Annotated in this window: 25 protein-coding genes; 19 read left to right on the forward strand and 6 right to left on the reverse strand. The window is 41.4% G+C overall.

Annotated features, from left to right (window positions below):
• Nucleotides 1-68: 68 nt before the first annotated feature.
• From BIZ38_RS14055 to BIZ38_RS14070, 4 genes are all read left to right on the forward strand, one after another.
• On the forward strand, nucleotides 69-1,496 hold the full coding sequence (locus BIZ38_RS14055) for an amidohydrolase family protein (RefSeq protein WP_187490553.1): 1,428 nt from the start codon (nucleotides 69-71) through the stop codon (nucleotides 1,494-1,496).
• Nucleotides 1,497-1,595: 99 nt separating this feature from the next.
• Nucleotides 1,596-2,453, forward strand: a complete 858-nt coding sequence (locus BIZ38_RS14060; RefSeq protein ID WP_054551798.1) for a carboxylate/amino acid/amine transporter — start codon at nucleotides 1,596-1,598, stop codon at nucleotides 2,451-2,453.
• A 35-nt stretch (nucleotides 2,454-2,488) separates the two neighbouring features.
• A complete protein-coding gene (locus tag BIZ38_RS14065) occupies nucleotides 2,489-3,718 on the forward strand; it encodes a glycerophosphodiester phosphodiesterase family protein (RefSeq protein ID WP_187490554.1) in 1,230 nt (409 codons plus the stop codon).
• Between the two features lie 89 nt (nucleotides 3,719-3,807).
• On the forward strand, nucleotides 3,808-4,545 hold the full coding sequence (locus BIZ38_RS14070; protein ID WP_187490555.1) for a dienelactone hydrolase family protein: 738 nt from the start codon (nucleotides 3,808-3,810) through the stop codon (nucleotides 4,543-4,545).
• On the opposite strand, the gene BIZ38_RS14075 is transcribed toward BIZ38_RS14070, so the two are convergent.
• Nucleotides 4,542-5,453, reverse strand: coding sequence for a LysR family transcriptional regulator (locus BIZ38_RS14075; RefSeq protein ID WP_187490556.1), 912 nt, complete (start codon nucleotides 5,451-5,453; stop codon nucleotides 4,542-4,544). The two genes, BIZ38_RS14070 and BIZ38_RS14075, sit on opposite strands and share 4 nt — an antisense overlap.
• A 134-nt stretch (nucleotides 5,454-5,587) precedes the next feature.
• On the opposite strand from BIZ38_RS14075, the gene BIZ38_RS14080 reads away from it, so the two are divergent.
• The 3 genes from BIZ38_RS14080 (at nucleotide 5,588) to BIZ38_RS14090 (ending at nucleotide 7,358) form a co-directional block, all read left to right on the forward strand.
• The gene (locus tag BIZ38_RS14080) at nucleotides 5,588-6,274 is read left to right on the forward strand and encodes a type 1 glutamine amidotransferase domain-containing protein (RefSeq protein ID WP_187490557.1); all 687 of its coding nucleotides are present in this window, start codon (nucleotides 5,588-5,590) and stop codon (nucleotides 6,272-6,274) included.
• Between the two features lie 112 nt (nucleotides 6,275-6,386).
• Nucleotides 6,387-6,977: a rhomboid family intramembrane serine protease gene (locus tag BIZ38_RS14085; RefSeq protein WP_187490558.1), complete on the forward strand. Its 591-nt coding sequence runs from the start codon at nucleotides 6,387-6,389 to the stop codon at nucleotides 6,975-6,977.
• 21 nt (nucleotides 6,978-6,998) lie between these two features.
• Complete coding sequence (locus BIZ38_RS14090; protein WP_187490559.1) at nucleotides 6,999-7,358, forward strand: 2OG-Fe(II) oxygenase; 360 nt, start codon at nucleotides 6,999-7,001, stop codon at nucleotides 7,356-7,358.
• 46 nt (nucleotides 7,359-7,404) lie between these two features.
• On the opposite strand, the gene BIZ38_RS14095 is transcribed toward BIZ38_RS14090, so the two are convergent.
• On the reverse strand, nucleotides 7,405-8,424 hold the full coding sequence (locus tag BIZ38_RS14095; RefSeq protein ID WP_187490560.1) for an endonuclease/exonuclease/phosphatase family protein: 1,020 nt from the start codon (nucleotides 8,422-8,424) through the stop codon (nucleotides 7,405-7,407).
• Between the two features lie 207 nt (nucleotides 8,425-8,631).
• Here BIZ38_RS14095 and yghU point away from each other — a divergent pair, with 207 nt between their 5' ends.
• From yghU to BIZ38_RS14110, 3 genes are read left to right on the forward strand one after another with little or no spacing between them, the layout of a single operon-like run.
• Entirely contained in the window at nucleotides 8,632-9,471 is an 840-nt protein-coding gene (gene yghU / locus BIZ38_RS14100) for a glutathione-dependent disulfide-bond oxidoreductase (RefSeq protein WP_054551806.1), read from the forward strand.
• Between the two features lie 35 nt (nucleotides 9,472-9,506).
• Complete coding sequence (locus tag BIZ38_RS14105) at nucleotides 9,507-10,805, forward strand: MFS transporter (protein ID WP_054551807.1); 1,299 nt, start codon at nucleotides 9,507-9,509, stop codon at nucleotides 10,803-10,805.
• Between the two features lie 58 nt (nucleotides 10,806-10,863).
• Entirely contained in the window at nucleotides 10,864-11,250 is a 387-nt protein-coding gene (locus BIZ38_RS14110) for a hypothetical protein (protein ID WP_187490561.1), read from the forward strand.
• 59 nt (nucleotides 11,251-11,309) lie between these two features.
• Here the strand turns inward: BIZ38_RS14110 and BIZ38_RS14115 are convergent, their stop codons facing one another.
• Nucleotides 11,310-13,232: an alpha/beta hydrolase family protein gene (locus tag BIZ38_RS14115; protein ID WP_187490562.1), complete on the reverse strand. Its 1,923-nt coding sequence runs from the start codon at nucleotides 13,230-13,232 to the stop codon at nucleotides 11,310-11,312.
• A gap of 186 nt (nucleotides 13,233-13,418) precedes the next feature.
• Between BIZ38_RS14115 and BIZ38_RS14120 the strand changes: the two genes are divergently transcribed.
• Nucleotides 13,419-14,018, forward strand: a complete 600-nt coding sequence (locus BIZ38_RS14120) for an FMN-dependent NADH-azoreductase (protein ID WP_138601395.1) — start codon at nucleotides 13,419-13,421, stop codon at nucleotides 14,016-14,018.
• Nucleotides 14,019-14,061: 43 nt separating this feature from the next.
• On the opposite strand, the gene BIZ38_RS14125 is transcribed toward BIZ38_RS14120, so the two are convergent.
• Both BIZ38_RS14125 and BIZ38_RS14130 read right to left on the reverse strand, forming a co-directional pair.
• Nucleotides 14,062-14,529 carry a hypothetical protein gene (locus BIZ38_RS14125; protein ID WP_138601393.1) on the reverse strand — a complete coding sequence of 156 codons (468 nt, stop codon included), beginning with the start codon at nucleotides 14,527-14,529 and terminating at the stop codon, nucleotides 14,062-14,064.
• Nucleotides 14,526-14,813: an EF-hand domain-containing protein gene (locus BIZ38_RS14130; protein ID WP_054551812.1), complete on the reverse strand. Its 288-nt coding sequence runs from the start codon at nucleotides 14,811-14,813 to the stop codon at nucleotides 14,526-14,528. Before BIZ38_RS14130 ends, BIZ38_RS14125 begins: the two co-directional genes overlap by 4 nt.
• 169 nt (nucleotides 14,814-14,982) lie before the next feature.
• Here BIZ38_RS14130 and BIZ38_RS14135 point away from each other — a divergent pair, with 169 nt between their 5' ends.
• The 4 genes from BIZ38_RS14135 (at nucleotide 14,983) to BIZ38_RS14150 (ending at nucleotide 18,057) form a co-directional block, all read left to right on the forward strand.
• Nucleotides 14,983-16,479: a cryptochrome/deoxyribodipyrimidine photo-lyase family protein gene (locus BIZ38_RS14135; RefSeq protein WP_187490563.1), complete on the forward strand. Its 1,497-nt coding sequence runs from the start codon at nucleotides 14,983-14,985 to the stop codon at nucleotides 16,477-16,479.
• Nucleotides 16,469-16,621, forward strand: a complete 153-nt coding sequence (locus BIZ38_RS14140; RefSeq protein ID WP_138601387.1) for a DUF2256 domain-containing protein — start codon at nucleotides 16,469-16,471, stop codon at nucleotides 16,619-16,621. The genes BIZ38_RS14135 and BIZ38_RS14140 overlap by 11 nt, the downstream gene beginning before the upstream one ends.
• Before the next feature lie 89 nt (nucleotides 16,622-16,710).
• Nucleotides 16,711-17,139: an OsmC family protein gene (locus BIZ38_RS14145; RefSeq protein ID WP_054551814.1), complete on the forward strand. Its 429-nt coding sequence runs from the start codon at nucleotides 16,711-16,713 to the stop codon at nucleotides 17,137-17,139.
• Between the two features lie 126 nt (nucleotides 17,140-17,265).
• Nucleotides 17,266-18,057 carry a putative porin gene (locus tag BIZ38_RS14150; protein ID WP_187490564.1) on the forward strand — a complete coding sequence of 264 codons (792 nt, stop codon included), beginning with the start codon at nucleotides 17,266-17,268 and terminating at the stop codon, nucleotides 18,055-18,057.
• Nucleotides 18,058-18,122: 65 nt separating this feature from the next.
• Here BIZ38_RS14150 and BIZ38_RS14155 read toward each other — a convergent pair whose 3' ends face one another.
• Complete coding sequence (locus tag BIZ38_RS14155) at nucleotides 18,123-19,613, reverse strand: dipeptidase (protein ID WP_187490565.1); 1,491 nt, start codon at nucleotides 19,611-19,613, stop codon at nucleotides 18,123-18,125.
• Between the two features lie 156 nt (nucleotides 19,614-19,769).
• Here BIZ38_RS14155 and BIZ38_RS14160 point away from each other — a divergent pair, with 156 nt between their 5' ends.
• The 4 genes from BIZ38_RS14160 (at nucleotide 19,770) to BIZ38_RS14175 (ending at nucleotide 24,646) form a co-directional block, all read left to right on the forward strand.
• The gene (locus BIZ38_RS14160) at nucleotides 19,770-19,916 is read left to right on the forward strand and encodes a DUF2986 domain-containing protein (protein ID WP_082389188.1); all 147 of its coding nucleotides are present in this window, start codon (nucleotides 19,770-19,772) and stop codon (nucleotides 19,914-19,916) included.
• A gap of 368 nt (nucleotides 19,917-20,284) precedes the next feature.
• Nucleotides 20,285-20,836, forward strand: a complete 552-nt coding sequence (locus BIZ38_RS14165) for a hypothetical protein (protein ID WP_187490566.1) — start codon at nucleotides 20,285-20,287, stop codon at nucleotides 20,834-20,836.
• A complete protein-coding gene (locus BIZ38_RS14170) occupies nucleotides 20,836-23,703 on the forward strand; it encodes a prolyl oligopeptidase family serine peptidase (protein WP_187490567.1) in 2,868 nt (955 codons plus the stop codon). The genes BIZ38_RS14165 and BIZ38_RS14170 overlap by 1 nt, the downstream gene beginning before the upstream one ends.
• 85 nt (nucleotides 23,704-23,788) lie before the next feature.
• The gene (locus tag BIZ38_RS14175; RefSeq protein ID WP_187490568.1) at nucleotides 23,789-24,646 is read left to right on the forward strand and encodes a GyrI-like domain-containing protein; all 858 of its coding nucleotides are present in this window, start codon (nucleotides 23,789-23,791) and stop codon (nucleotides 24,644-24,646) included.
• Nucleotides 24,647-25,016 lie beyond the last annotated feature (370 nt).

Below are 25,016 nucleotides of genomic sequence, written 5' to 3' on the forward strand. Positions count from 1 at the left end.
TATTCACCTCAAAGTCGTTGTCAGTTAACTCGTTTTTGCTAATCTCAAAGAAAAACACGAGCTCACACATGAAAAACGCTTTACTTTTAGGACTTTGCTCAGCATTAGCTGCATGTTCATCACCCCCAGATGAGCGCGCTGACATCGTGATAGAAAACGCCCAAATTATTGATATGCAAACTGGGGCTATCGCAACACAGCAATCTCTTGCCATTCGCGATGGAATTATCATTAAACGTAGCGATAAACCTTTAAGTAGCCACTATCAAAGCTCAACATTGATTGATGCCAAAGGTCAGTATGTCATGCCTGGTCTATGGGATATGCATGTTCATTTTGGCGGTGGTGATGAGCTTATTGAAGAGAATAAACAGCTCTTGCCACTGTATTTAGCTTACGGCGTAACGACTGTTCGTGATGCTGCGGCTGATTTAAGTGAATCTGTACTTAGCTGGCGAGAACAAGTAAAACAAGGTCAGTTAGTGGGGCCAACTATTTTCACCTCAGGCCCGAAATTAGAAGGTAAAGGGTCTATTTGGCCTGGTGATTTAGAAGTAGAAACGACTGAAGAAATGCATGCTGCAATGGATCTGTTAGACAGCATGGACGTTGATTTTATCAAAATTACCGACAGCGCTTTAACGCCTGAGCTTTATCTAAAGGCAGTAAAAGAGGTTAAAAAACGGGGTTACCAAATTTCGGGGCATATTCCATTTTCATTGTCTGTGACTGATGTCTCCAAGGCGGGGCTTGATGCTATTGAGCATATGACCTATATGCTTAAAGCTGCGGCTAAAAACGAAGCGGATATTTCTGCAAAGGTTGCCTCAAAAGAGCTGAGCTATCGCACTGCGCTGCCCATTATCACCGCGCAGTTTGATGAACCAACAGCCATTGAGAAGTTTACGGTTCTTGCTAACAACGACACCGCCGTGGTGCCAACCTTGATTGGTGGCAAAATAACGGCTTACATTGATGAAGATAATCATCAGGACGATGCCTATTTAGATTATTTAGGTAAGGGTTTAAAAGCGACTTATCAATGGCGAGTTGATAGAGCTAACAAAGACACCCCTGCACAAATCAAACAGCGCAAAGAGCGTTTTATTAAAACCGCACAGTTACTCCCTATCGCCCAACAAGCAGGTGTGAGCATTATTGCAGGCACAGATGCAGGCTTTTTAAATTCGTATATTTATCCGGGGCTTTCTTTACACCAAGAACTGAGTATTTTTACTGAATATGGCCTAACACCACTGCAAACGCTGCAAGCTGCGACACTTGCGGGGCCTAAATTTTTAAATAAACAACAGCAATACGGTGCCCTTAGTGAAGGCAAAGTAGCGGATCTCATTTTGCTTTCAAAAAACCCGCTTATTGATATTAGTAATACACAAACGCTAAAGGGTGTTGTCTCGCACAGCACGTTTTACGATAGCAACGCACTTGAGCTTTTAAAGCAACAAGCCAAAGCCTTTGTTGCCAGCCAACCCTAACCCCCCCCATTGCCCATGACCGCGTATTATCCGTCATGGGCAATTTTAATTTTCAGCCATCTCATATACACTGCCCTTTTTGCACATAACTCGAATAACATGACCTACTTATTTGCTGTAACCCTGCTTTGGGCCTTTTCGTTTAGTCTTATTGGTGTCTATTTAGCAGGCCAAGTGGATGCATGGTTTAGTGTATTAATGCGTATTGGCTTGGCAACTTGCGTATTTTTGCCCTTTTTACACTGGCGTAAAACGCCTAAAGCCTTAGCCCTAAAGCTCATGGCAATTGGCGCAGTACAACTTGGTGTGATGTACAGCTTCTATTACCATTCGTTTTTGTACCTTAGCGTGCCCGAGGTACTGCTATTCACGGTAATGACGCCACTTTACATCACTTTGTTAAACGATTTGCTTGAAAAACGTTTTAATGCCAAGTTTTTATTCGCCGCATTACTGGCTATTTTAGGCGCCGTTGCTATTCGCTATGAAGGCGTCGATGAGAACTACCTTATTGGTATGTTAATGGTGCAGGCTGCCAATATTTGCTTTGCCACTGGGCAAGTAACCTACAAACGTTTAATGCAAGATGAGCAGCTCCCCCACTCTCGGGTGTTTGCTTGGTTCTTTATTGGCGCTTTAATTGTCGCGCTGATTTGTTACGGTTTATTTGGTGATACCAGTAAGCTACCCACCACAACGACACAATGGGGCGTGTTAATTTACTTAGGCACGATTGCTTCAGGGCTTGGTTATTTTGCTTGGAATAAGGGCGCGACCATCGTCAATGTAGGTGCCTTGGCTGTCATGAATAATCTACTGATCCCAGCAGGGATCATCGTTAACATTGTGATATGGAATCGTGATGCCGATATCATCAAGCTTACCATCGGCGCAGCGATTATCTTATTAGCACTTATTATAAATCAGAAACTTAATAAAACTGCCATGGAGCAATGATAGGCTAAACTCTATTAGATTAGAGGAATGCTGTTATGCGCGCACTGGTTTTATGTTGTTTAGTTTTAATTATTCAAGGTTGTAAGAATCTGCCTGAGGAGCAGGCAGTGCAAGTGGGTGCTAGGCCTTACTATTTAATCGACAAGATGACTGATGGACCTTTAAAGCAGCAACTTGCGACATGCGCTAATGGCCCTTTCTATAAAACTGATTTTGTAATTGGTCATCGCGGTGCCCCCATGCAGTTTCCTGAGCACAGCAAAGAGTCATATTTAGCCGCTGCAAGAATGGGCGCTGGCGTACTTGAATGTGACGTCGCCTTTACTAAAGACAAACAACTCGTGTGTCGCCATTCACAGTGTGATTTACACACCACTACCAACATTTTAGCGATTCCTGAGTTGGCTGCAAAATGCAGCCAACCTTTTACCCCGGCCAAAGGCGGCCAACCAGCTCAGGCTAAATGCTGTACCAGCGATATCACCCAAGCTGAGTTTTTAACCTTAAAAGCTAAAATGGATGGCGCCAATGCAAATGCCAAAACCGTCGCAGAATATATGCAAGGCACACCAAGCTGGCGCACTGATTTATACGCAAACAGTGGCACCGTGATGACCCACCAGCAAAGCATTGAGTTATTCAAATCACTAGGTGTAAAAATGACACCCGAGCTAAAAAGCCCACAAGTTAGCATGCCATTTAACGGTTTTAGCCAGCAAGATTATGCGCAAAAAATGCTTGATGAGTATCGGGATTTAGGTGTGAATAGCGATGATGTGTATCCGCAATCATTTAATCTTGAAGATGTGAAGTATTGGCTAAACAATCACCCTGAATTTGCGAGCAACAGTATTTATCTTGATGGCCGAGATGAGCACGCAGACTTTGATGCGATGGATGAAACAACTTGGCAGCCATCAATGCAGGCTCTGTATGACGATGGAGTACGCATTATCGCACCGCCAATGTGGATGCTTTTGAGCCTTGATGAGTCAGGTGCAATAGTGCCATCGCTTTATGCTATTAAAGCTAAACAAGCAGGGCTGAACATCATTACTTGGAGTTTAGAGCGCTCTGGTCCATTAAATAATGGCGGTGGTTATTATTACCAGTCGATTGCCCGTGTAATTAAACAAGATGGGCAAATGATGAATGTGGTAGACGCCCTTGCTAAGCAAGTGGGTGTGATGGCTATTTTCTCTGACTGGCCTGCTACTCTTACCTATTACGCAAGCTGTATGCAATATCCTGCCTCAAAGGAATAACTGAGCATCAATAAATTTCAAGGGCTTTGACTCGTCCAAAAGGTGGGGCTGAGGTATTATTAGCTAAACCGTTTTTTACAAGGATAAACATGATTATTCAGCACCAGAGCCACGACATAGCGACCAACACAGGCGCAATGCGCACCAGTATTTATCGTCCTGTAGAAGAAGGTAAATACCCGTGTATTATCTTCTATTCTGAGATTTTCCAAGAAACAGCACCAATTGCACGCTCTGCGGCAATACTTGCTGGTCATGGTTTTGTCGTGTTAGTGCCAGAAGTTTTTCATGAGTTAAATCCTATTGGGACGGTACTTGCTTATGATGATGCAGGTAAAGACAAAGGCAATGCCGACAAATGGGCAAAACCGCTTGAGAGCCATGACTCAGATACTGACGCTTTAATTGCATTTGCACGTCAGCAAGATTACTGCACAGGGAATGTAGGTGCCATGGGCGTATGTATTGGTGGTCACCTTGCATACCGTGCTGCATTAAACCCGACTATCAAAGCCGCTTTTTGTTTATACGCAACAGATATACACAGCGATACCTTACCAGCGCAAGCGGGTAACAACTCATTTGAGCGCATGGCAGATATTAAAGGTGAAATTCATTTTGTTTGGGGTAAACAAGACCCTCATGTACCAAAAGAAGGCCGCCTTAAAATTTACCAACAAGCGGTGGCAACAGGCATTAATTACCAGTGGCAAGAAGTGAACGCCCAACATGCGTTTATGCGCGACGAAGGCGACCGATACGACCCAGCTCTTGCCATCAGCATGTATCAACAAGCAGTCGCTTTATTTAATCGCACACTTGTTTAAATCGTCATAGTGGCTACTTGATTAGTAAAATAATCCTTCAAGTAATCAAGTAAAACCCGCAGTTTTTTACTTCCCGCCGCCCCTGGCGGGAATACGCCATAAAGTTCAATATCGGCAGTTTTGTAATCATCTAATATTGTGCGTAACAATCCCGCTTTGATCCTGGGTAGCGCATCATAAACTGGGATCTTCGCTAAGCCATGCCCAGCTTCTACAAAGGCAGTTCGAGCAGCAGCATTATTGGTACTTATTCCACCACTAACTGCCACCTCAAAGCGGCGTTTGTCTTTTTCGAGCGTGACAACAGCACTACTTGGTTGATACACCACCCATGTATGCTCTGCTAAATCGGCAATGCTCTTTGGTATAGGGTATTTTGAAAAGTAATCGACTGAGCCACATAAGCAGGTAGCCATACTTGCAAGTTTAGTCGCTTGTAAGTTTGAGCTTTCAAGGGCCACGCCTCTAATCGCTAAGTCATAGCCCTCTTTAATGATATCAACCACATCATCACTAAGCTGTAAATCAATATCTATTTTCGGATACAAACGCTTAAACTGAGCCAGCGCCGGTACCACAAGTTGCAAACCAACATTCACCGGACAACTCAATTTAATAACCCCAACCGGTTCACTCTTTAAGTTCTCAAGGTGTAAGTTAGCAGCTTCAGCGTGCTCGGTGATAGCCTGACAACGTTCGTAATAAGCCATACCAGCTTCGGTAAGGGTCATGGTGCGCGTTGAGCGATTAAGTAACGTCAGCTTTAATTGCTGTTCTAATTTCTTTAAGTGATAACTAACTACAGCCCTTGATAGACCAAGTTGTTGAGCCGCTTTAGTTAAGCTGCCTTGCTGCACAATGTGGGCAAATACCACCATACTTTTTAGCTGCTCAAACGATACTTTCATACAAACTCCTAACCGAACCTGAATCATTGTATCAATTATTAATCCAATGAAGTCAAATTTATCTGCGTTGTTTAACTCTATTTTCACCCCTATAGTGTTATCGACGATGTTTAATACACAAAAAGGGATTCACTATGTCAGCTAAGAAAATTTTAATGGTACTTACTTCACACGATCAGCTTGGCGATACAGGCCATAAAACGGGTTTTTGGGTCGAAGAATTTGCAGCACCCTACTACGCCTTTATTGATGCTGGTGTAGAGGTAACTTTAGCCTCTGTTAAAGGTGGCCAACCTCCGGTTGATCCAAACAGTGCAGCCCCTGATGCGGCAACCGATGCCACAAAACGTTTTGAGCAAGACAGCGCAGCAAAAACTTTAATGGCTAATACTAAACCTCTTGCTGAAGTTAAAGCCGATGATTTTGATGCGGTATTTTACCCAGGTGGCCATGGTCCGTTATGGGACTTAGTTGATAACCAAGATTCGATTAGCTTAATTGAGCAATTTCTTAACTCAGATAAGCCAGTCGGTGCAGTATGTCACGCCAGTGCCGTATTACTGAATGCGAAAAATGCCGCTGGTAAATCTGTGGTATTTGATAAAAAAGTAACAGGCTTTAGTAATTCAGAAGAAGATGCCGTACAGCTTACCAATGTTGTGCCATTACTTGTTGAAGATGAGTTAATCAAACAAGGTGGTCAGTATCAAAAAACTGATGACTGGGGCGAGCTTGCAATTGAAGATGGCCTACTAATTACAGGGCAAAACCCTGCAAGCTCTGAGCTTGCCGCGAAAAAACTACTGACCAAATTAGGTTAGACTAGGTCAACATGCCCTAGACCTTTAGTAAACACCTTGCATATCAAGGTGTTTACCTTCACTTTTAATAAGTTATACTCATTCGGTCACATTGATTTAAGAGCTTCTCATCATGACTGAAAAAAAAACTGTCAAAATCCCTCCTATCAGTAGTAAACGATTCGCAATTTTCGGCATTATGCTGGTGTGCTTGGTACTGCAAATAGTTAATTCCCTACCCGGCATAAATTTAAACGGTTTAGGTATATTACCAAGGCAGATGTCTGGTTTATCAGGGGTATTTTTTGCGCCATTTTTACATGGTGGCTGGGCACACCTTTTTAGTAACCTAGTGCCATTTGCTATTCTCGGCTGGCTAGTTTGCCAATTTAGCGTTAAACGCTTTTGGCTGGTGTTTGCCGGTACTGCGCTCATTGGTGGATTACTAGTATGGCTATTTGGCCGCAGCAATATTCATGTAGGACTAAGTGGTGTTATCTACGGTTTATGGGGCTATTTAATTAGCTACGGCATTATGCACCGCTCATTCAAAGCCATTTTAATCAGTATTGCGGTTGTTGTGTTATACAGCGGCCTGATTTGGGGTGTTTTTCCGCAGCGCGTTCATATTTCATTCGAAAGCCATTTATTCGGCGCAATCAGCGGCGCATTTATCGGTTATATTATGGCAAAACGTGATAAACAAAAGAGCCCTAAGCTTTAAACTGAAAGCTTTGAAATAACAATGACCACACCTTCGCTATTTAAAAAGCTCTTTCGTTTTGAAAAAGGCCGGCAGCTTTCAGGCTACGATAAAATGCTAATTTGCACAGCTCGCTGGCCAATTAAATTTGATATGTATATTTTGCGTTTTCCTGAGGGCAGTGAAATAGCGGCTCACACCGATAAAGTCGCTAGAGGTAAACATTTCAGGCTTAATATTGTACTCAAAAAAGCGCGTTCGGGTGGGGAGTTTATCTGCTCTGCCCCACTCTACGAAAGCTCACGAATCAAATTGTTCCGTCCTGATATCTGCGAACATCAGGTAACGCGGGTAACGTCTGGCAGCCGATATCTTTTAAGTATCGGCTGGGTAAAAAATTAACTGTTTTTCAACTTGGAACTTAAGACTTGCAGCTTAAAGCTATAAGTTAGTCTCTTAACTTCATTGTCACCATCACAACGCCATGGTCGGTACTTTGATCATCATAGGCAAACTGTGGGTTGATTAAGTGCTGATCATAAGTGTGATAATCAACTACTTCAAAAAAGCTACCCTGAAACCCGGCATCAAACTCACGGGATAATAGAATATAATCAAATACTGAGCTGCTACTACCAAAATAGTGGGTGGCTTCTCTGTCGTTCTCAGTGACAACATGGCGCTGATAGAGTTGCCAACTATCTTGTAGTTTAAACTCTGAACGAGATGGGCTATTTTGGCTATGACCGCTAAAACGAAGGTGGTCAGCGATTAAATGGTTAAGCACACCATCGTGTAACTCATTATTAAAGTCCCCCATCACAATCACAGGGTTATTAGTGTGCGCTCTGCGCTTAATAATTTCAACGAGTAACAGCGCTGCTTCACTGCCACGCTGCATGCTTGATGCCCAGCGCCCAAGGGCTTGTGATTTTAACTGCATAACTACGTTTTGCTGTTCGCTATGGCTTTCATCATCTTGGTGATGGAGCATGCTGCGTTTAGATTTAAAGTGCACTACATAGCAATCGACGTGTCCTATGTGAGGTACTTCAAGTGTCGCGCGAATAATACTGCGGCTAAAGTTAAAACTAGCGCTCAAGCCCATCGCTAAAATATCATCTTGTTCTGCCTCAACCTGACTGACAGCAATAATTTTATAGCGTGAGGCAATGGCCACAACCGGATCGCGATAAATAAAGTCATCAATCACCGTTGGCTCATCAACCACTGCAAAATAAGGGTAACCCTCTGCGTTAACTTGTTGTTTTAGTTCATTGATACTGAACACTTCTTGAAAGCCAATAATGTCTGGCTGCTGATTTTTAAGATAATCGGCCAACCAGCGCTGCTTTTTGGCCCATTGCTCAGCGCTATAAATGCGCTGAAAATCATAAAAGGCGTCAGGTGGCGCTAAATAATTATATAAATTAAAGGTGGCCACCTTTAATTGGCTGTTTTCTATCACTTAATTCCTTATTCGTGTAACCACTCAGTGGCAATGATCGGGTCTTCAAAGTATTTCACTTCGTTCAAGGCCAATGGCTAAACCATGCTTTTTCATGTCATCCTCCTTGTTATTCATAATTAATAACTGTACTTCCCTTGCTCTATCTGATCAACTAGGATGGTAGTCTCGTAATGACATTCATTAAAGCACAATTTAGGAGTTTCAATGAGTAATACCGACAGTTATACGCCACCTAAAGTGTGGCAATGGGATGCAGAAAACGGTGGTGAATGGGCGAAGACAAATCGTCCGGTCTCAGGTGCAACCCACGAGCAAGACTTGCCCGTTGGTAAACATGACCTACAACTCTACTCGCTTGCGACACCAAACGGCCAAAAAGTCACTATCATGCTCGAAGAGCTATTAGAGCTTGGTATTGATGAAGCCGACTACGATGCATTTTTAATTAAAATTGGCGATGGTGACCAGTTCTCTTCAGGGTTTGTAAGTGTTAACCCTAATTCAAAAATCCCAGCCTTAATGGATCACAGTACCACACCCGTTACTCGCGTGTTTGAGTCAGGTGCAATTTTACAATACTTGGCAGAAAAGTTTGATGCGCTGATCCCAAGCGATCACGCCAGTAAAACAGAATGTCGTAATTGGCTGTTTTGGCAAATGGGCTCTGCTCCATACTTAGGCGGTGGCTTCGGTCACTTTTATAGTTATGCCCCTTTCAAAATGCAGTACCCAATTGACCGTTTCACCATGGAGGTAAAACGCCAGTTAGACGTATTAAACCGTCATTTAAGTGACCATGACTACATGGCTGGTAGCGAATATTCAATTGCCGATATCGCTATTTGGCCTTGGTATGGCAGCTTGGTACTTGGCAATTTATACGATGCGGCAGAGTTCTTAGATGTTGAGTCATACAGCCATGTGATGCGCTGGGCAAAACAAATTGAGCGCCGCCCTGCTGTAAAACGAGGTCGTAGAGTCAATAGAACTTGGGGTGATGAAGCTGAGCAATTAGCAGAGCGCCACTCTAAGGAAGATTTTTAAGGGCTTAACGGCCCTTTTTCATAAAAATAAACAGTATGAAAAAGCTCAGTAAAGAAGATATCTATCAACGTCTTAGCAATACCGAAGATGCCCGTGCCTGTAAAGCGATTGATGAAGCTGCTTGTAAAGTGGTACCCGGCAATTTTATTACTTTATTAGTGAGCCAACTATTTAGTAAGTTTGCAGATGCCCTGCTAAACCCTAAAGTGACTCTGCCTTGGCTACTGCAAAGCATTAATGTACCAAGTAGTTTTATTGCTTGGCTTGTGCCTATTCGTGAGTCAGGCTCAATGTTGCCACAACTGGCCATCGCCAGTGCTATTCGTAGGCTCCCAGTTAGAAAGTGGGTTTGGGTGATTGGCGCCATAGTGCAAGCCTTGTGTATTGTAGGCATGCTTATTTGTGCTTTAACACTTCAAGGTGCAACAGCAGGTTTTGCTATCATCGCTATTTTGATTATCTTTAGTCTTGCTCGTGGCTTTAATTCCATTGCTGCAAAAGATGTATTAGGCAAGGTCATACCTAAACAACAACGAGGCAGCATTAGCGGTCTTGCTGCGAGTTTTGCCGGATTTGCAACGCTCACCTTTGGTCTTGGTTTATGGTATCTTCAAAGTCTTGGCTATGAAAATGGGGTGTATGTTGCTTTAATGCTGGCCGCTTTAATGTGGCTGTTTGCAGCGCTCAGCTATAGTCGCATTCAAGAATACAAGGGCGCAACCGAGGGCGCTGAAAACGGCTTTTTGCATGCTTTGTCAAAATTAAAACTGCTTTACCAAGATAAACAATTTGCTCACTTTATTATCACTCGTGCGTTGTTGCTATGTTCTGCTTTGAGCGCCCCGTTTTATATCGTTCTTGCTAGTGAACAGGCTTTCGACTTTTCACTACTTGCTACGTTTATGGCGCTTTCTGGGCTTGCCAGCTTAGTCTCTGCGCCTATCTGGGGTCGACTAAGTGACTTATCGAGCCGCAAGGTATTAGTGTTTGCTGCAATGCTCGTCACCCTCAACGGTTTCGCCGTTTATTTAGTTGCTTATCTGAGCCCACAAACGCTCAATGAGTTTTGGCTATTACCACTCTGTTATTTTTTACTCACCGTAGCTCATCAAGGGGTTCGCCTTGGTCGTAAAACCTACCTTGTTGATATGGCTGAAGGAAACAAGCGCACTGACTATGTCTCTGTTAGTAATACGGTGATCGGAGTTATATTATTACTGCTAGGTAGCGTCGGCTTACTAAATACCTACTTAACGACTGCTGAGTTAATTTTTTTCTACAGTATCTTAGGCTTACTTGGTGCAATTAGTGCGTGGTTTTTACCCGATGCCTAGACCCTCGGGTAAAAAAAGCGCATAATCGCGCTGATTTTATTTCCAAAAAGGACTTACTATGAAAAAGGCAACGCTTGCACTTTTTACGCTACTTACACTTTCTGCTTGTAGCACCAGTGTGCCTATTCGTAACTTTGACGCAAACCCTGTACCGCAAATGGCGTCTGGCCAACATGACCTTGAAAGTATCAAAACCAATATTTTAAAAGCATGTATGAAACTAGGCTGGACGTGTCGTTCAAATGCCGAAGGTCAAATCTTAGGTAAACTTGATATTCGTAAACACCAATTACGCGTTGATATTACGTTTAACGAGCAAGAATACTCTATTGATTACAAAGATTCGATAAACCTTGATTACAATGGCAAAAAAATCCACCGCCAATATATCAATTGGGTTACCAACTTAATGCGCAATATTGATGCTGAATTAGCTTATAAATAAAATTGACGCAAAAACAGGTATTAAAAAAGGCGACCTAAGTCGCCTTTTCTCTGCTAATTCTAGTTTTTTAAGTTCTTATCGAAAAACTCTAAAAACGCTTTCAACGTTTTAATTCTATACGGCTGGTGCGATAAGTAATGATCGCCATCTTCGAGCTCAATGTAAGTAACATCTTTGCCTTCGTCTTTAAGTTCATCATCCATTTCACGACTATGATAAACAGGCACTACATTATCATCAGAGCCATGAACCAATAGCACCGGACGATTAATTTGCTTTGCAAAATTAACAGGCGACACTTTTTCTAGTTTGTCGCCATCAGTTCCAAATTGCTTACGCACAATTTCTTTATTAGTGAAATAACGCGCTTTACTAACAATACGCTCAAGGTCAGTAACACCAGCAAAGCTTGCTGCACATTTGAATGTTTCTGGATGTTTAACCACCGCCATTAATGCAGCATAACCACCATAACTTGCCCCGCCAATACAGATTTTATCTTTATTTGCGATACCTTCTTCAACAAGCCAATTCGCCGCATCTTGCAAGTCATCTTGCATTTCTTTACCAAAACCTTGAACTGCAGCCATCTCAAATTCATGGCCATAGCCACTTGAACCACGGAAGTTTGGTTGCAGTACTGCATAACCATTATAAGCAAGTAACGCAGTCCAATAGTCAAAACCAGCGTAATCACGAGCCATAGGACCACCATGCGGAAACACAATAGTGGGTAGTTTATCGCCTTCTTTGTAACCCACAGGTAAAGTTAAATACCCTTCAATAGTTAAACCATCACGGGCTTTATAACTGATTTTCTTTTTACCGCTGTAAACTGTTTCATTTACATCTGGGAATGCGCTTGCAAATACCGTTAGCTCACTGGTATCGCGATTCCCAATCATGTAAGTTCCAGCACTATCATCACTTGTTAAATAAAGCACATATTGGCGCTGATCTTTACTGGTATCAATGATATCTATGTCAAATTTATCTTTTGGTAAAACAGCGCGTAAACCTGTATAGAGCTTATTTAAATCTTCATTCCAGTAACGGATCCCATCATCTAATTGAGAGTGTGTAAAGCCTGCTACTTCACCTGTAAGTGGTGAGTAGAAAATATGACCGTCGAAGTCATAATTATCATCGCTGAACACTAACTCTTTTTTCATGGTCGTTAGGTCCATTTTATAAAGCGCATCATAGCCATCTTTAAGAGCTTTGAAATAAAGAATATTAGGGTCTTTATCGAAGCCCAAAACAGTCACTACATCAGGGGTAAATGCTTTATATTTAAATAACGTTTTACGGTTATCTCTATCTTCATCGTAAAGAATATATTCGAATTCGTCTTCATCCATTTTAAGGGCAATACGCACATTACCTTGGCGGTCTGCTGTCCAATCAATCACTTTACTGCGTGAGCGCTGAATTTTTTTCTTACGAAGTGTACTTAAATTAAGTTCATACACGCCAGGGGCATTGGCAACATCAAAGTCACCTTGAACTAAAATTTTATCTTTTTGATCGGGTAAAAAGCTGATGACCTGATCACCAAATTGCGGTTGGCGTTCATTACGATTAAAGTTAGGCTTTATAGCCAGTTTTGCCTTACCATCACCATTTATATTGTATGTATATAAACGCGTAGAGGTATATTTAGGGCCGCCAAATTGGCGTTGAATGTAGCGGGCTCCAAGTAACAAAACGTCATCATTCGCCCACTCATACCAATCGAAGAAAATAGTGTGATTATCTGAACGAATAACAGCATCTGCTTCTTTAGTTTTGCGGTTATAAACCATTAAAACCAACTCACCATTCACATTTCGAATAAACGATATGTGTTCACCACTAGGCGAAAATTTTACTTGGCTAAAAGCCCGTAAAGAGGCAAATGATTCTACAGGTAGTTGCGTGTTTTCAGCAGCACGGGGCATTAAGCTCAGCACTGCAAAAAATGTAAGCAGTAAGTACTTCATAGTAAAGTCCATTTTTTTATTGTTCCGACAATATTAACATTAAATTACAAAAAAAGACTAACTCAAAAAAACTTAGGCATATCTTTCATTCGCTTAAAACGAACATAACACTCGATTAATAGCATTATTAATTTATTTTTTGATAATTATAATGGCTGCACTACTTCAGTTTTCTTAGGTGACATGATGAAAAAAGTACTTGTGTTAAATTCATCTTTAAATGGTGAACAAGGTAATTCAACCAAACTTAGCCAACAATTTGTTGAGCAACTTGCTAACAACCAACAAATTTCAGTAACAACGCGCGATTTAAGCGACAATGCGATTGCTCACTTAACGCAGACAGAAATGGCTGCTTGGATGACTGATGCAAACGAGCGTAGCGATGAGCAAAAAGCACTTGCTGCAATTTCTGACGATTTAATTGCTGAACTTAACGATAACGAACTGATTGTTATTGGTATGCCAATGTACAACTTTGGAATTCCATCAACATTCAAAGCTTGGATTGATCGTATTGCTCGTGCTGGTATTACGTTTAAATACACTGAGCAAGGCCCTGTAGGTTTAATTGCAGACAAGAAAGTGGTGGTACTTGCAGCACGTGGTGGTTTGTATCAAGGCACTGACATGGATACACAAACTAAATACTTAAAAGATGTACTTGGTTTTGTGGGTATGACTGACGTTGATTTTATTTATGCCGAAGGTCTTGCGATGCCGGGTGCAGAGCAAAGCTTAGAAGCAGCACAAAACGAAATAAAGACTTTTGCTGCAGCACTGTAATTAGCAGAGCATAAAAAAGCGGTCATCATGACCGCTTTGTGATTTACGCTGTGACCGATAACAGCGATTCACCTTCAGATAAACCAAACTTTTCTTGCACAGAGGCTAGAATCGCTTCTTTATCTTCTTCTCCCAGTTGATCAGAATATTGCGCTAACAACTCATCTAAATAACTGACAACTTCTTCAGTATCAACCTGCTCAAGTGAGTTACCACTAGGCGGAGGTGGTGGCGGACCAGGAGGACGCTCACCTTCAGGACGACCTAATTCACCGACTTCAGCGGCATCAAAGCCTGCTTCAGCCATAATTGCTTCCATTTCTTGACCCGGTTGAATACCCGCATCTTTAAATGTTTGCATAATAGATTGTGCATCTTCTGCAGTTAAGTTTTCAGGATCAAACTGAGCTAAAGTTTCATTCATTAACTCTGTCTGTTCACTGGTTAACGGCTCTGCTTGCGGTCGTTGCATGGGCTGAAAATTCGCACCCGATGAGACACTGTTGATCATCGTTGATTTTCCTTACGTTTTGGTGGTTTATGGTTGTTGAACTCGTCTTCAGTTACTTCACCATTTTGATCAGTATCCATGTCATTAAAAATGGTTTGCAGCATATCTTCTGGCATAGGCTGTTCACTAAACTCAGTAAAATCAATCACCCCATTGCCATCAATATCAATCGTCGTAAAGTCAGGTCGCTGGGGTGGACCGCCTTGATGGTCGCGAGCAAAGCAAGCGGGCGCTGTGACTAACAACGAAATAGCTAAAACAGAAAGTGCAGATAAATGCTTCATAGCGAACCTCTTATGTCATTCAATTGACCATAAGCATAATCTGAATATCATTCAAAAGTGTGTGGGCAATATGCTACAAATGTGGAAACTTTGTGGATCGTTGTAGCAATTAATCGAAGTTGTAACTTGTTACGTATTAAGAGCAAAACACTTTTTCAACTCCACGTTTATGGCAGACTCAAAAAAACAAAAAGTAAATCTTGTTTGGTTCAAACGTGACCTAAGACTGTCTGATCATCAACCACTTGCCAGTGCGATTGCACCAGACCTGCCTTGCTTACTCATTTATAATTTTGAGCCTCTATTACTCGACGACCCCCATTACAGCTTAAGGCACTGGCGTTTTGTTGCTCAGTCACTAAAAGACATCAACCAACAACTTGAAAAATACAACGCTGAAATCGCCATTTATAATCAAGAAATGATTACCTTGTTAGAAACCCTCAGTGAAGATTTTGATATTGCAGGGGTTTATAGTCATCAAGAAATAGGCCTAAACAATACATTTGAGCGAGATAAACAGGTCACACGCTGGCTAAACAGTAAAGCAATTCCATGGCACGAAACGCCACTTGGAGGTGTAAAACGAGCGCGGCCAAAACAGTTTGATTGGCAAGCACATTGGCATGGCGTGATGAACCAACGTCTTGTAACGCCAAATTGGCAAGCCTTTAATGCAGTGCTGCCTCATAATTACCAAGCCGCGACCTGTGTTAATGATTTTCTAAAGCACGACCCGCAGTTTCAATATGGTGGCCCTCATGCAGCTAGAGCTTGCCTACAGAGCTTTGTAGAAGAGCGTGCAAAAAACTACCAAAGTGGCATCTCAAGTCCTTCCAAAAGTAGAGGTTCATGCTCTAGGCTTTCGCCTTACTTAGCTTTTGGCAACCTGAGCCTCAGACAAGTTTATCAAACTCTAAAATACTATTTAGCAAAGCAGCCTTTAAGCTGGCGTCGCTCATTACATGCTTTCGAGTCAAGGCTTCACTGGCATTGCCATTTTATGCAAAAATTCGAAACTCAATGCAGCATGGAGTTTGCACCGCAAAATGCGGGCTACAAGCACTACCCTTATCGCGATGATGAACACGTTGCTGAGCACTTAAAGCGCTTTGAACAAGGTCAAACAGGTATTCCTATTATTGATGCGTGCATGCGCTGCCTCGCAGCAACAGGTTACATTAACTTTCGAATGCGCGCTATGTTAGTCAGCTTTATGACTCATCATATGAACATTCATTGGCAATCTGTTAGTTTAATTTTATCGCGTTATTTTTTAGATTTTGAGCCGGGTATTCACTACCCACAAATCCAAATGCAAGCATCGGTCACAGGAACTAACACCATTCGTTTGTATAACCCAATAAAGCAATCTGAAGACAAAGACCCAGATGGTATATTTATAAAAACATGGTGCCCTGAGCTTAAAAACTTACCCAAAGAAGATCTCCACCAGCCATGGCAACAACCGCCAATGGAAGCCTTGTTTAATAATTTTAAACTCGGCGAAGACTACCCAGAGCCCATGGTCGATATTGAACACGCAGCCAAACAAGCACGTGAGCGGTTATGGTCATTTCGAGAACGTGATGACGTAAAACGTGGCACAAAAGCCGTACTGCATAAGCATGTGATAAGCCTTAAAAGACAACGCCATGGCTCATAAAAAGCTGAATTTACCCAGCAAAACCTGCCCCGTTTGCGACAGGTCATTTATGTGGCGTAAAAAATGGCAACGTGACTGGGAGCATGTTAAATACTGCTCAGAACGTTGCAAGCGTGAGGCAAAAAGAAATATTGGCGTTTAAGTTGCACTTATATCGTGAACTCACCGTTTTCGGCACAAAACCCTGAAAGCCTTTCACGGTCGTCGAAAAAATTTACAAAGGAGATGACGATGACAATTAAAAAATCTGCACATACGAGTTGGTCTGGTGATATTAAATCTGGCAAAGGCTATATTTCTAGTCAAAGTGGCGCGCTTGAGAAACAGCCATTTGGCTTTAACACTCGCTTTGAAGATAAGCCAGGTACTAACCCTGAAGAACTGGTTGCAGCGGCACACAGTAGCTGTTTTAGCATGGCGCTATCGCTGGCTCTAACTGAAGCAGGCTTTGTCGCTGACGACATAACGACCAAAGCAACAGTGAGCCTTGATGAGGTTGATGACGGCTTCGAAGTGAGCCACATTGCACTTGATGTCAGCGCAAAGATAAAAGAAATCTCACTCGAAAAGTTTGAGCAACTTTGTGAGCAAACCAAGCAAGGCTGCCCTATTTCTAAACTGATGAATGCCGAAATATCACTCACCACAACGCTTAATTAATCTCTGTAGGCCAAGCACTGCTTGGCCTTTTCACAAACTAACAGACCCACAACACTTTATTACATTCTTTTTACCGCCTCGTTGTATTATCTTTATAAAGCAAAACCAAATACAACAAGGATATGTATGATTAAAAAATTAGCCCCGATCGCTCTTGCAACACTTGCTTATTCAAACTGCACAATCGCCACAGAACAACAAGTAAGTAAACAATGGTTCAACAGTATCGACTACACGCACATAGAGAACCACAGATATAGTTTTAATGCTTACCACTTAGTAAGTCATTACTACTTTGAGGAGCAGCAGAGCTCTGGGGTACTTGATGATTATGGCTACCTAGATACAGATTCAAACATCCGAGTGAATTACTTTAATAGCGATTACACTGATTATCTTGGCTTGTTTGGTGAAGGATTTTATAAAAACTGGTTTGTTACTGGTGAAATTTACGATGTTGATGATACTGATGACTATACCTTAGGAATAGGCTACTTATTTGCCGATGCCTTAAAAGTCTCTGTAAATAGGGATGTGCGTGAATATGGTGATGATTATTTCCGCTTGAAAGCGCAGTATAACCTCCAAATCAACGATAAGGATTACCTTGGTTTTAGTGCAGAAACAGATGATGAACTCGACGTTTGGAATGTCTCTGCCAGATACTTTAATCATTTAAGCGGTAGCCATTACATTACCGTCGATGTTGGCCATCAAGACAGCCTTTATGATTCAGCAAGCAATGCCATGATCAGCTACTACTTCGGCGATCACTATGCCATAGGTGCAGGGTTGGATGATTCTGAACTCGTTTTACAAGGTAAGTACTTTATTAATGATAAATACTATTTAACCGCGAATTACACTGAAAGCGGCTCTGCTGAACTTTATAACCTTAAGTTTGTTGCCCAATTCTAAATAGGAATGAGTCACCAGTTTTAAACAAAAACGCCGCTATAAAGCGGCGTTTTCAGTTTATAGAATTACATATTACCTAGCTTCATCATCATTGCAGTGTACATTTTTAAGTTCAGTGCTAACTGCTCTTCAGTAATAAACTCATGCTCTGAGTGACCTGTGTACTTTTTACCTGGCATTGATGGACCAAATGACACCGCATTATCAAATAACTTAGCATTTGTGCCACCACCAATTGACACAAAGCCCGCGTCCTTATCGCCGGTAAAGTGCTTAAAGATATCGAGTAACGCCTCTGCATGAGGCGCACCATCTAACAGCATTGGCGTACCAATAATAACTTTAGTGTCTTTTAACGTAGCACCATTAGTGGTTTGCCAAGCACTAAGCGCTTCATTAATTTGCTGCTTAAGCAGCGCTTCTTGTTTACCTACCGGACGACGCATATTAATCGACAGTTTAATGTCGTTACCGTTGCGGCTTAATAAGGTAGGCGAAACAGTCATCGGGCCCATAAAGTCATGCTTGTAACCAATTTCACCGAATTGCGCGCCGTATAAATCAAGACCAATTAGCTGATTGATAAACTCAATTGCTTGACCATCGCTATTGTTCTCAAGATCAATACCTTTAAATATTTCTGCAAGGTGCGCAATGGCATTTTCACCCGCTTCTGGCTCAGAAGAATGCGCTGAAATCCCCTTCACTTGGACTAACAAGCCATTTGTTTGCTCAGTCATCGCCACTTTGACGTTTTTAAGCTGAGCAACATTGTCGTGTAATTTAGCCACAGTTGCCGCATCAGCGTTATGCACTAACACGCTTGCATCTTCAGGGATTTGGCTAACAAAGGCGCCGCCTTTTAAATCACTGACATATAAGCCTGTTTGTGCTGAGGTCGCAGAGAAAGTCGGGGCAATTAAGCTCCAGCCTTTTTCTGCAACAACCACAGGGTATGAAGCATCAATAGTGACTGCGTATTTTGGTTGCTGATAGGTTTTCATGAACTCTTCGAGTGGTGCCCAGTCAGACTCTTCTGCAAGGTAAACCATTAATTCAATACGGTTATTTAAGGTAATACCCTTGTCTTTAATCGCCTTCATTGCATGCAGTGCAGTCGCAATTGCGCCTTTATCATCTTCTGTACCACGAGCTATTAGCTTTCCTGGCTCAGAGGTTTTATCCATTTTAAAAGGACTTTGCTGCCATTTACTGGCATCTGCAGGTTGCACATCACCATGGGTTACTATCGTTACTTTGTCAGCTTGATTACCCATGCCAATTAACACTGTGTAGCCTAAATCTTGATAATCAAAACCAAACTGCGCCGCTTTCATTTTTAAGAACGACTTAAAGCCAATGAAATCTGGGTTATCTGGAGTCGCTAGACCTTCTTTATTTACCGTTGGATACGAAACTAAATTCTCTAAGGTATGAATTTGCGCTTGTTGATATTGCTCTACCGCGTAGTTAGCCAGCTTTTCACTTTGCTCAGACACAGTAGCCTGACTAGAGAAAGCACTTAATAAAAATGCAGCAAGTAATGAATGTTTCAAGATAAGCTCCAGAGTTTAAGAAGGTTTTTAGAAAGTCGCCTTGATTGTAACGCTTATAACGCCGACATAACATCTCTAATTCAAGCAAAATAGATCGCTTAAAAATACCAACAAGGTACAATAGCCACTCACCCTATTAATTCGTTTGTTAGACTCATGAACCGCAGAAAAAAGATCTTCACTAAACTTAAGCAAAAAGATAAGCGTGCCAATGCAAAATTGCATAAAAGCAATAAACCGGCCTACATTTCAAAGGCAGAACGCGAAAAGTTAGCACAACAAGAAGCTGAGCAGGAAAATTAAAGTGCCTAGCGGTCAGCGGTAAGGTTGTAGGCGCGATTTTACATCGCGCAACATGCAAAATAAATTTCACGCCGCTGCCAGCTGTAGGCGTCACGTTTGCTTGGCGCGTCTCAAACGCCACCACAAAACAAACACCCTCTTGCGCGAAATAAATTTCACGCCTACAACACCTCAATTCACATTTGTATCGGACACATGATCTGACTCACTAACTTTACTCTCGTAGCTAGATAATCTGGTTTCGCGCGTAGAAATTTCACGCCTAGCAACTCAACTCTTTTCACACTCATTCACAAATTCTGCTTCACATAGTTCCGATTTTTAAGTATTTTAAAATTAATAAAATAACAACAATAAGATACAAGGGAATGAGACGTTTATTGCTGCTTAGCTGTGCGCTTTTATTAAGTGCATGCGCATCTAAAGTTACCAACATAAAAGAAGACCAAGACACGCTATCTAAAGCCGATGAAGGCTACCTACTGATTGGCATTGAAACTAACCGTAGTTTAAAAGCCATTTATATTGATGGTCCAAAGTCGCTTGTTCTTACGGCTGAGGACATTCGAAGTGGTAGCAATTATATTTTAGCGAATCTACCACTGGGTGATTACACCATCACACGGTTGAACTTAAATCGATATTCCTATCTTGAATTTGATAACGATGAAGAAAGTTGGCAATTCACTCTTTCTGCGAAAAAAATCAACTATGTAGGTCATTTAGATATTTCCACGATAGGTTTTTGGTATACCCGCTCTCACATTGCTTTAGAAAACCGAAGCTCTGAAGCACTGCAATACATGGAACAAAACTTCCCAACGATTTTGTCTGGTCGCTCGCTAAATTATGGCGGCCCTGGGGAAGACTCATTCTTTGATTATTTGGAACAAACATTTTCGCAGCAGGAAGCAAAATAATGAAAAAGCTACTTATCTTATTATTTTTTATCTTTCCCTTGCATGCTGAAATATTATCGAGTGAAGATTTAATGTATTCACCCGATCAAAGCCAAGTTATGGTTTCGCCCAGTGGCCGTTGGATCAGCTTTTTAGAAGCGCAAGAAGACAAAACCAAAACCCTCAACATCATCGATATGAAAACGATGAAAATGTACTATGCAGTTAAACTCAATGAAAAAGATAATTTTTATAATTATGAATGGCTGAGTAACGACAATATTTTCGTTCGTGTAAATAGCAAGTATGACTCAGACTATAACGCAGTAATTAATGTCAAAGAAAGTGAAGAAAAGCCAAAGTTCGAACAGCATAAAGTAACAACCAAGGGATACATAGTTGATAGGTTATTAAACGATGCTGAACACATTTTATTCGCCAAACCAGGTAAAAAGAATACGCATCTTTATAAGGTTCCGCTCACTATCTTGTATAAAGATAACATAAGCTCCTTCTCTCCCATTGAGAAGGGCTTAAAAGGTGCTAGCAGCTATTTTTTTGATGAGCATAAACAGCAATTATTTACTGTTAAATTTGATATTGATGAAAAAAGCTTACAGTTTTTCTACAAGGTTATCGGGAGTGATAAGTGGATACCACTTTTTACACTCACAGACGCAGATTATCAGTTTTTACCAATTGGATTTACTGACCAAGATCACCTTGCCGTCATTACCAACAAAAATACCGATAAGAGTCAGGTGAGCCTTTTTAATATCAACACACAAAAAATCACCGACACACTCTATCAGCACCCCAAATATGACATTCAGTCGGCAGAACTTGATGATAATGGCAAACTTATCGCCGCCTCGTATATCAAACATGGTAAATATACGACTGACTATTTTGTGGATACGTATAAACAGTTGCATAGCAAAATTGCTGAAGCATTAGGGGATGAGCAATTCTTCTGGGTAAATAGCTCATTAGATGGAAAAAACCATATTCTTTACAACCATTCCTCAACGATTCCTGGTAAATACTTCTTATATAACGCCGAAGCTAACCACATTGAATTATTATTCTCTACCGATAAAAATGAAGATGTTAAGTACGCCAAAACAACGTTCTTTAACTTTAAAGCCTACGATGGAACTAACCTTGAAGGTTACTTAACCAAACCCATTAACAACGATAAGCAGGTATTATTAGTGATGCCACACGGTGGCCCGATTGGTATTCGTGAAAGTGATGAATTTAGCCCTGAAGTGCAATACCTTGCCTCTCGTGGCTTTTCTATTTTACGTGTTAATTTCAGAGGCTCTGCAGGGTTTGGTAAAGAGTTTTTAGAAAGCGGTGTTGGTCAATTTGGTAACCTTATCGAACAAGACATTTCTGCCGCAGTGGCACATATTCGTTCACAATATAGCTTTAAACATACCTGCTCTATTGGCGCAAGCTATGGTGGTTATTCTGCGGTGATGCTGGCAATTAAACACCCTGATATTTATGAATGCGTGATTGCAAGTTTTGGTATTTATGACTTACCTCTACTTTATAACGCAAGTAATATCGCTTTAACTAAAGATTATCAAGAGCTTATTGAGCGTACTGTTGGTGAATATAGCCAAGATTTAAAAGATATTTCCCCCGTCTATCAGGCTACATCTTTAAAAGCCCCTGTTCTTATTATTGCTGGCAAACAAGATGAAATATCGGGCTTTGAGCAAAGTAATCGCTTTTACTATGTTTTAAAGCGTTTAGGTCATGATGTTGAAAAAGCGTTTTTCGAACGCTCTGGGCATGGTCATCAGATTTGGTATTACGATCAAGTAGAAGCAGCTTTAGCTAACGACTTTCTTGAAAAAAAACTTAACCTAAACAGTACATTAACTAATTATACTGAATCTGAAAAGAAAGCGGTTCAACGTGATGCCATATTGTTAGCAGATACGTTTGACAGTAAAACAATAGAAACTGATCGTACAAAAGAAAGCTTTGAATACTACCAATTAGCTGCCAACTTAGATCATGATCGAGCCATGTTTAATGTCGGTAGTTATTATCATCGTGGCGATAATAGGCCTATTGATATTAAAAAAGCTATTGAGTATTACAGCCGCTCGGCGGAATTAGGCTATGAGAATGCAAAAGAAAGACTAAGTTTTATCTATTCCTATAGTTTACTTGTGGAGCCTGACTTCAAAAAAGCTCAAAAGTACTCTCAAGAACTTTATGATAAAGAGCAAACTGTTAAAAACGCATTTAAATTAGCAGTAGTCAATTGTATTGCTGATATTAAATTTAGAAATACAGAAAAGTGTTTAAGCTTAATAGAAGAGTATGCTGAAAAAGTTGGCAATAACTCAAACGGAGAAGTTAGAGAGCAGATAGCCCTGCTAATGCTGGAAGGTCAATACTCGACTCAAGAACGAGAAAGGCTTCAGAAAGTAATTAAAAAAATGTATGGGCTTGATTATCCAAATGCGATTTTAGAGTTAGAGCGGGCTGGATTATTTAAACTAGTTTTATCTGAAAAATTTAATGGCCGTTCTAGTGTCGAGCAACTCAGTGAAGATACGGAATTTTCATATACACTGAACGAAAAACAGCGCTTTGGAATCGAGTTTTCAATGAACCGAGAGGGTATTGATAATCGTAAGGATCGCTTGGTTATATTTACCAAATGGCACTTCAAACCAAGCTCTCCTGAAGAAAATGAAAATGTTTATTACCAAACTTTATGGGGCAGCCCTCTTGATGAATGGTTTACCTACCGCACTTTAGATGAAATATCGACGCCAGGTACGTGGACACTGGATGTGATGGGCGCAAACCAACAGTTGCTCTATCAAAACACCTTTAAAGTGACAGCTATCAACTAAACTCAAAATGCGCAATTTCAATCAGGTAATGACTTAGGGGCCATGGCAAACTGGCCCCACTTCTGAAAAGCATTAACGAGTAACCATGAAAACGAAGCAACAACAACGCATTGAGCTGGTCTGTGATTACATTAGTCAGCATCTTGATGAACCTTTATCACTGGAGACACTCAGTGAGGTGGCATGTTGTTCGAAGTATCATTTTCATCGTTTATTTGTCGCTGGAGTTGGCCTAAGCGTTACCAAATATGCGCAGCTTGCGCGCTTAAAGCGTGCCTCATTTCGACTTGCATTTGAGCATCAACTTAAAATTATTGATGTTGCATTAGAAGCGCAATTTGATAGCCCAGAAGCATTTAGTCGTGCTTTTAAGCGCACCTTTACACAGTCGCCAAGCGAATTCAGAAGCAAACCAAACTGGCCTAATTGGCACTCACAGTTTGAATTTTCATTACCTGACAAAAAGGTTTGCCCTATGAATGTAAACATTGTTGATTTTAAAGCACAGCCGGTGGCTTTATTAACCCACCAAGGCGCTGCTAATACCCTGATGAATACCGCTGCACAATTTATTGAGTGGCGCAAAGAATCAGGCTTTTCACCTGTTAAAACCAGTAACACATATGGGATCCCGTATAGCGATCCGGCCACCACTGAAGACGATGCGTTTCGTTTTGACTTCGCAGGCAGTATCACCTCACCGATTACTGAAAACCCGCAAGGTGTGAAAAATGGTGAAATTCCAGCAGGACGCTGCGCCGTTGTTCGTCATAATGGCTCTCATGACACCATTAGCGATACAGTTTACTACTTATACCGTGAATGGCTGGTGCAAAGCGGCGAAGAAGTCAGAGACTTCCCTTGCTTCTTTCATTACCTCAACCTCATCCATGAAGTTGATGAATGTGATCTGCAAACGGATATATATTTGCCGATAAAATGATTGCGAGTTTCGAGTTTCGAGTTTCGAGTTTCGAGTTTCGAGTTTCGAGTTTCGAGTTTCGAGTTTCGAGGCAAAGATTGTAGGCGCGATTTAACATCGCGCAATACGCAAAGAAATTTCATGCCGTTATCAGCCGTAGGCGTCACGCTTGCTTGGCACGTCTCAAACGCCACCACAAAACAAACACCCTCGCGCGAAATAAATTTCACGCCTACGACAAAGACATTTATTTTCACAAAGAGGATAAGAAACGCTTCTCTTTGTGAGGATATTTCGGCACTAAAGTACCTTATATGGACTCCTCCTATTGCACAATACCCTTCGTTAATTTTGTCAGACTGCGTGCTTATATGCGGGCTCATAATGAGGA

The organism is Pseudoalteromonas sp. BZK2 (assembly GCF_014349195.1).
In the GTDB taxonomy this organism is placed as follows: domain Bacteria; phylum Pseudomonadota; class Gammaproteobacteria; order Enterobacterales; family Alteromonadaceae; genus Pseudoalteromonas; species Pseudoalteromonas simplex.

Bases quoted from the DNA above. Each gene is read 5' to 3' on its own strand.
- BIZ38_RS14055 (WP_187490553.1), top strand. From the start codon at position 69: ATGAAAAACGCTTTACTTTTAGGACTTTGCTCAGCATTAGCTGCATGT.
- BIZ38_RS14060 (WP_054551798.1), top strand. From the start codon at position 1,596: ATGACCTACTTATTTGCTGTAACCCTGCTTTGGGCCTTTTCGTTTAGT.
- BIZ38_RS14065 (WP_187490554.1), top strand. From the start codon at position 2,489: ATGCGCGCACTGGTTTTATGTTGTTTAGTTTTAATTATTCAAGGTTGT.
- BIZ38_RS14070 (WP_187490555.1), top strand. From the start codon at position 3,808: ATGATTATTCAGCACCAGAGCCACGACATAGCGACCAACACAGGCGCA.
- BIZ38_RS14075 (WP_187490556.1), bottom strand. From the start codon at position 5,453: ATGAAAGTATCGTTTGAGCAGCTAAAAAGTATGGTGGTATTTGCCCAC.
- BIZ38_RS14080 (WP_187490557.1), top strand. From the start codon at position 5,588: ATGTCAGCTAAGAAAATTTTAATGGTACTTACTTCACACGATCAGCTT.
- BIZ38_RS14085 (WP_187490558.1), top strand. From the start codon at position 6,387: ATGACTGAAAAAAAAACTGTCAAAATCCCTCCTATCAGTAGTAAACGA.
- BIZ38_RS14090 (WP_187490559.1), top strand. From the start codon at position 6,999: ATGACCACACCTTCGCTATTTAAAAAGCTCTTTCGTTTTGAAAAAGGC.
- yghU (WP_054551806.1), top strand. From the start codon at position 8,632: ATGAGTAATACCGACAGTTATACGCCACCTAAAGTGTGGCAATGGGAT.
- BIZ38_RS14105 (WP_054551807.1), top strand. From the start codon at position 9,507: ATGAAAAAGCTCAGTAAAGAAGATATCTATCAACGTCTTAGCAATACC.
- BIZ38_RS14110 (WP_187490561.1), top strand. From the start codon at position 10,864: ATGAAAAAGGCAACGCTTGCACTTTTTACGCTACTTACACTTTCTGCT.
- BIZ38_RS14115 (WP_187490562.1), bottom strand. From the start codon at position 13,232: ATGAAGTACTTACTGCTTACATTTTTTGCAGTGCTGAGCTTAATGCCC.
- BIZ38_RS14120 (WP_138601395.1), top strand. From the start codon at position 13,419: ATGAAAAAAGTACTTGTGTTAAATTCATCTTTAAATGGTGAACAAGGT.
- BIZ38_RS14125 (WP_138601393.1), bottom strand. From the start codon at position 14,529: ATGATCAACAGTGTCTCATCGGGTGCGAATTTTCAGCCCATGCAACGA.
- BIZ38_RS14130 (WP_054551812.1), bottom strand. From the start codon at position 14,813: ATGAAGCATTTATCTGCACTTTCTGTTTTAGCTATTTCGTTGTTAGTC.
- BIZ38_RS14135 (WP_187490563.1), top strand. From the start codon at position 14,983: ATGGCAGACTCAAAAAAACAAAAAGTAAATCTTGTTTGGTTCAAACGT.
- BIZ38_RS14140 (WP_138601387.1), top strand. From the start codon at position 16,469: ATGGCTCATAAAAAGCTGAATTTACCCAGCAAAACCTGCCCCGTTTGC.
- BIZ38_RS14145 (WP_054551814.1), top strand. From the start codon at position 16,711: ATGACAATTAAAAAATCTGCACATACGAGTTGGTCTGGTGATATTAAA.
- BIZ38_RS14150 (WP_187490564.1), top strand. From the start codon at position 17,266: ATGATTAAAAAATTAGCCCCGATCGCTCTTGCAACACTTGCTTATTCA.
- BIZ38_RS14160 (WP_082389188.1), top strand. From the start codon at position 19,770: ATGAACCGCAGAAAAAAGATCTTCACTAAACTTAAGCAAAAAGATAAG.
- BIZ38_RS14165 (WP_187490566.1), top strand. From the start codon at position 20,285: ATGAGACGTTTATTGCTGCTTAGCTGTGCGCTTTTATTAAGTGCATGC.
- BIZ38_RS14170 (WP_187490567.1), top strand. From the start codon at position 20,836: ATGAAAAAGCTACTTATCTTATTATTTTTTATCTTTCCCTTGCATGCT.
- BIZ38_RS14175 (WP_187490568.1), top strand. From the start codon at position 23,789: ATGAAAACGAAGCAACAACAACGCATTGAGCTGGTCTGTGATTACATT.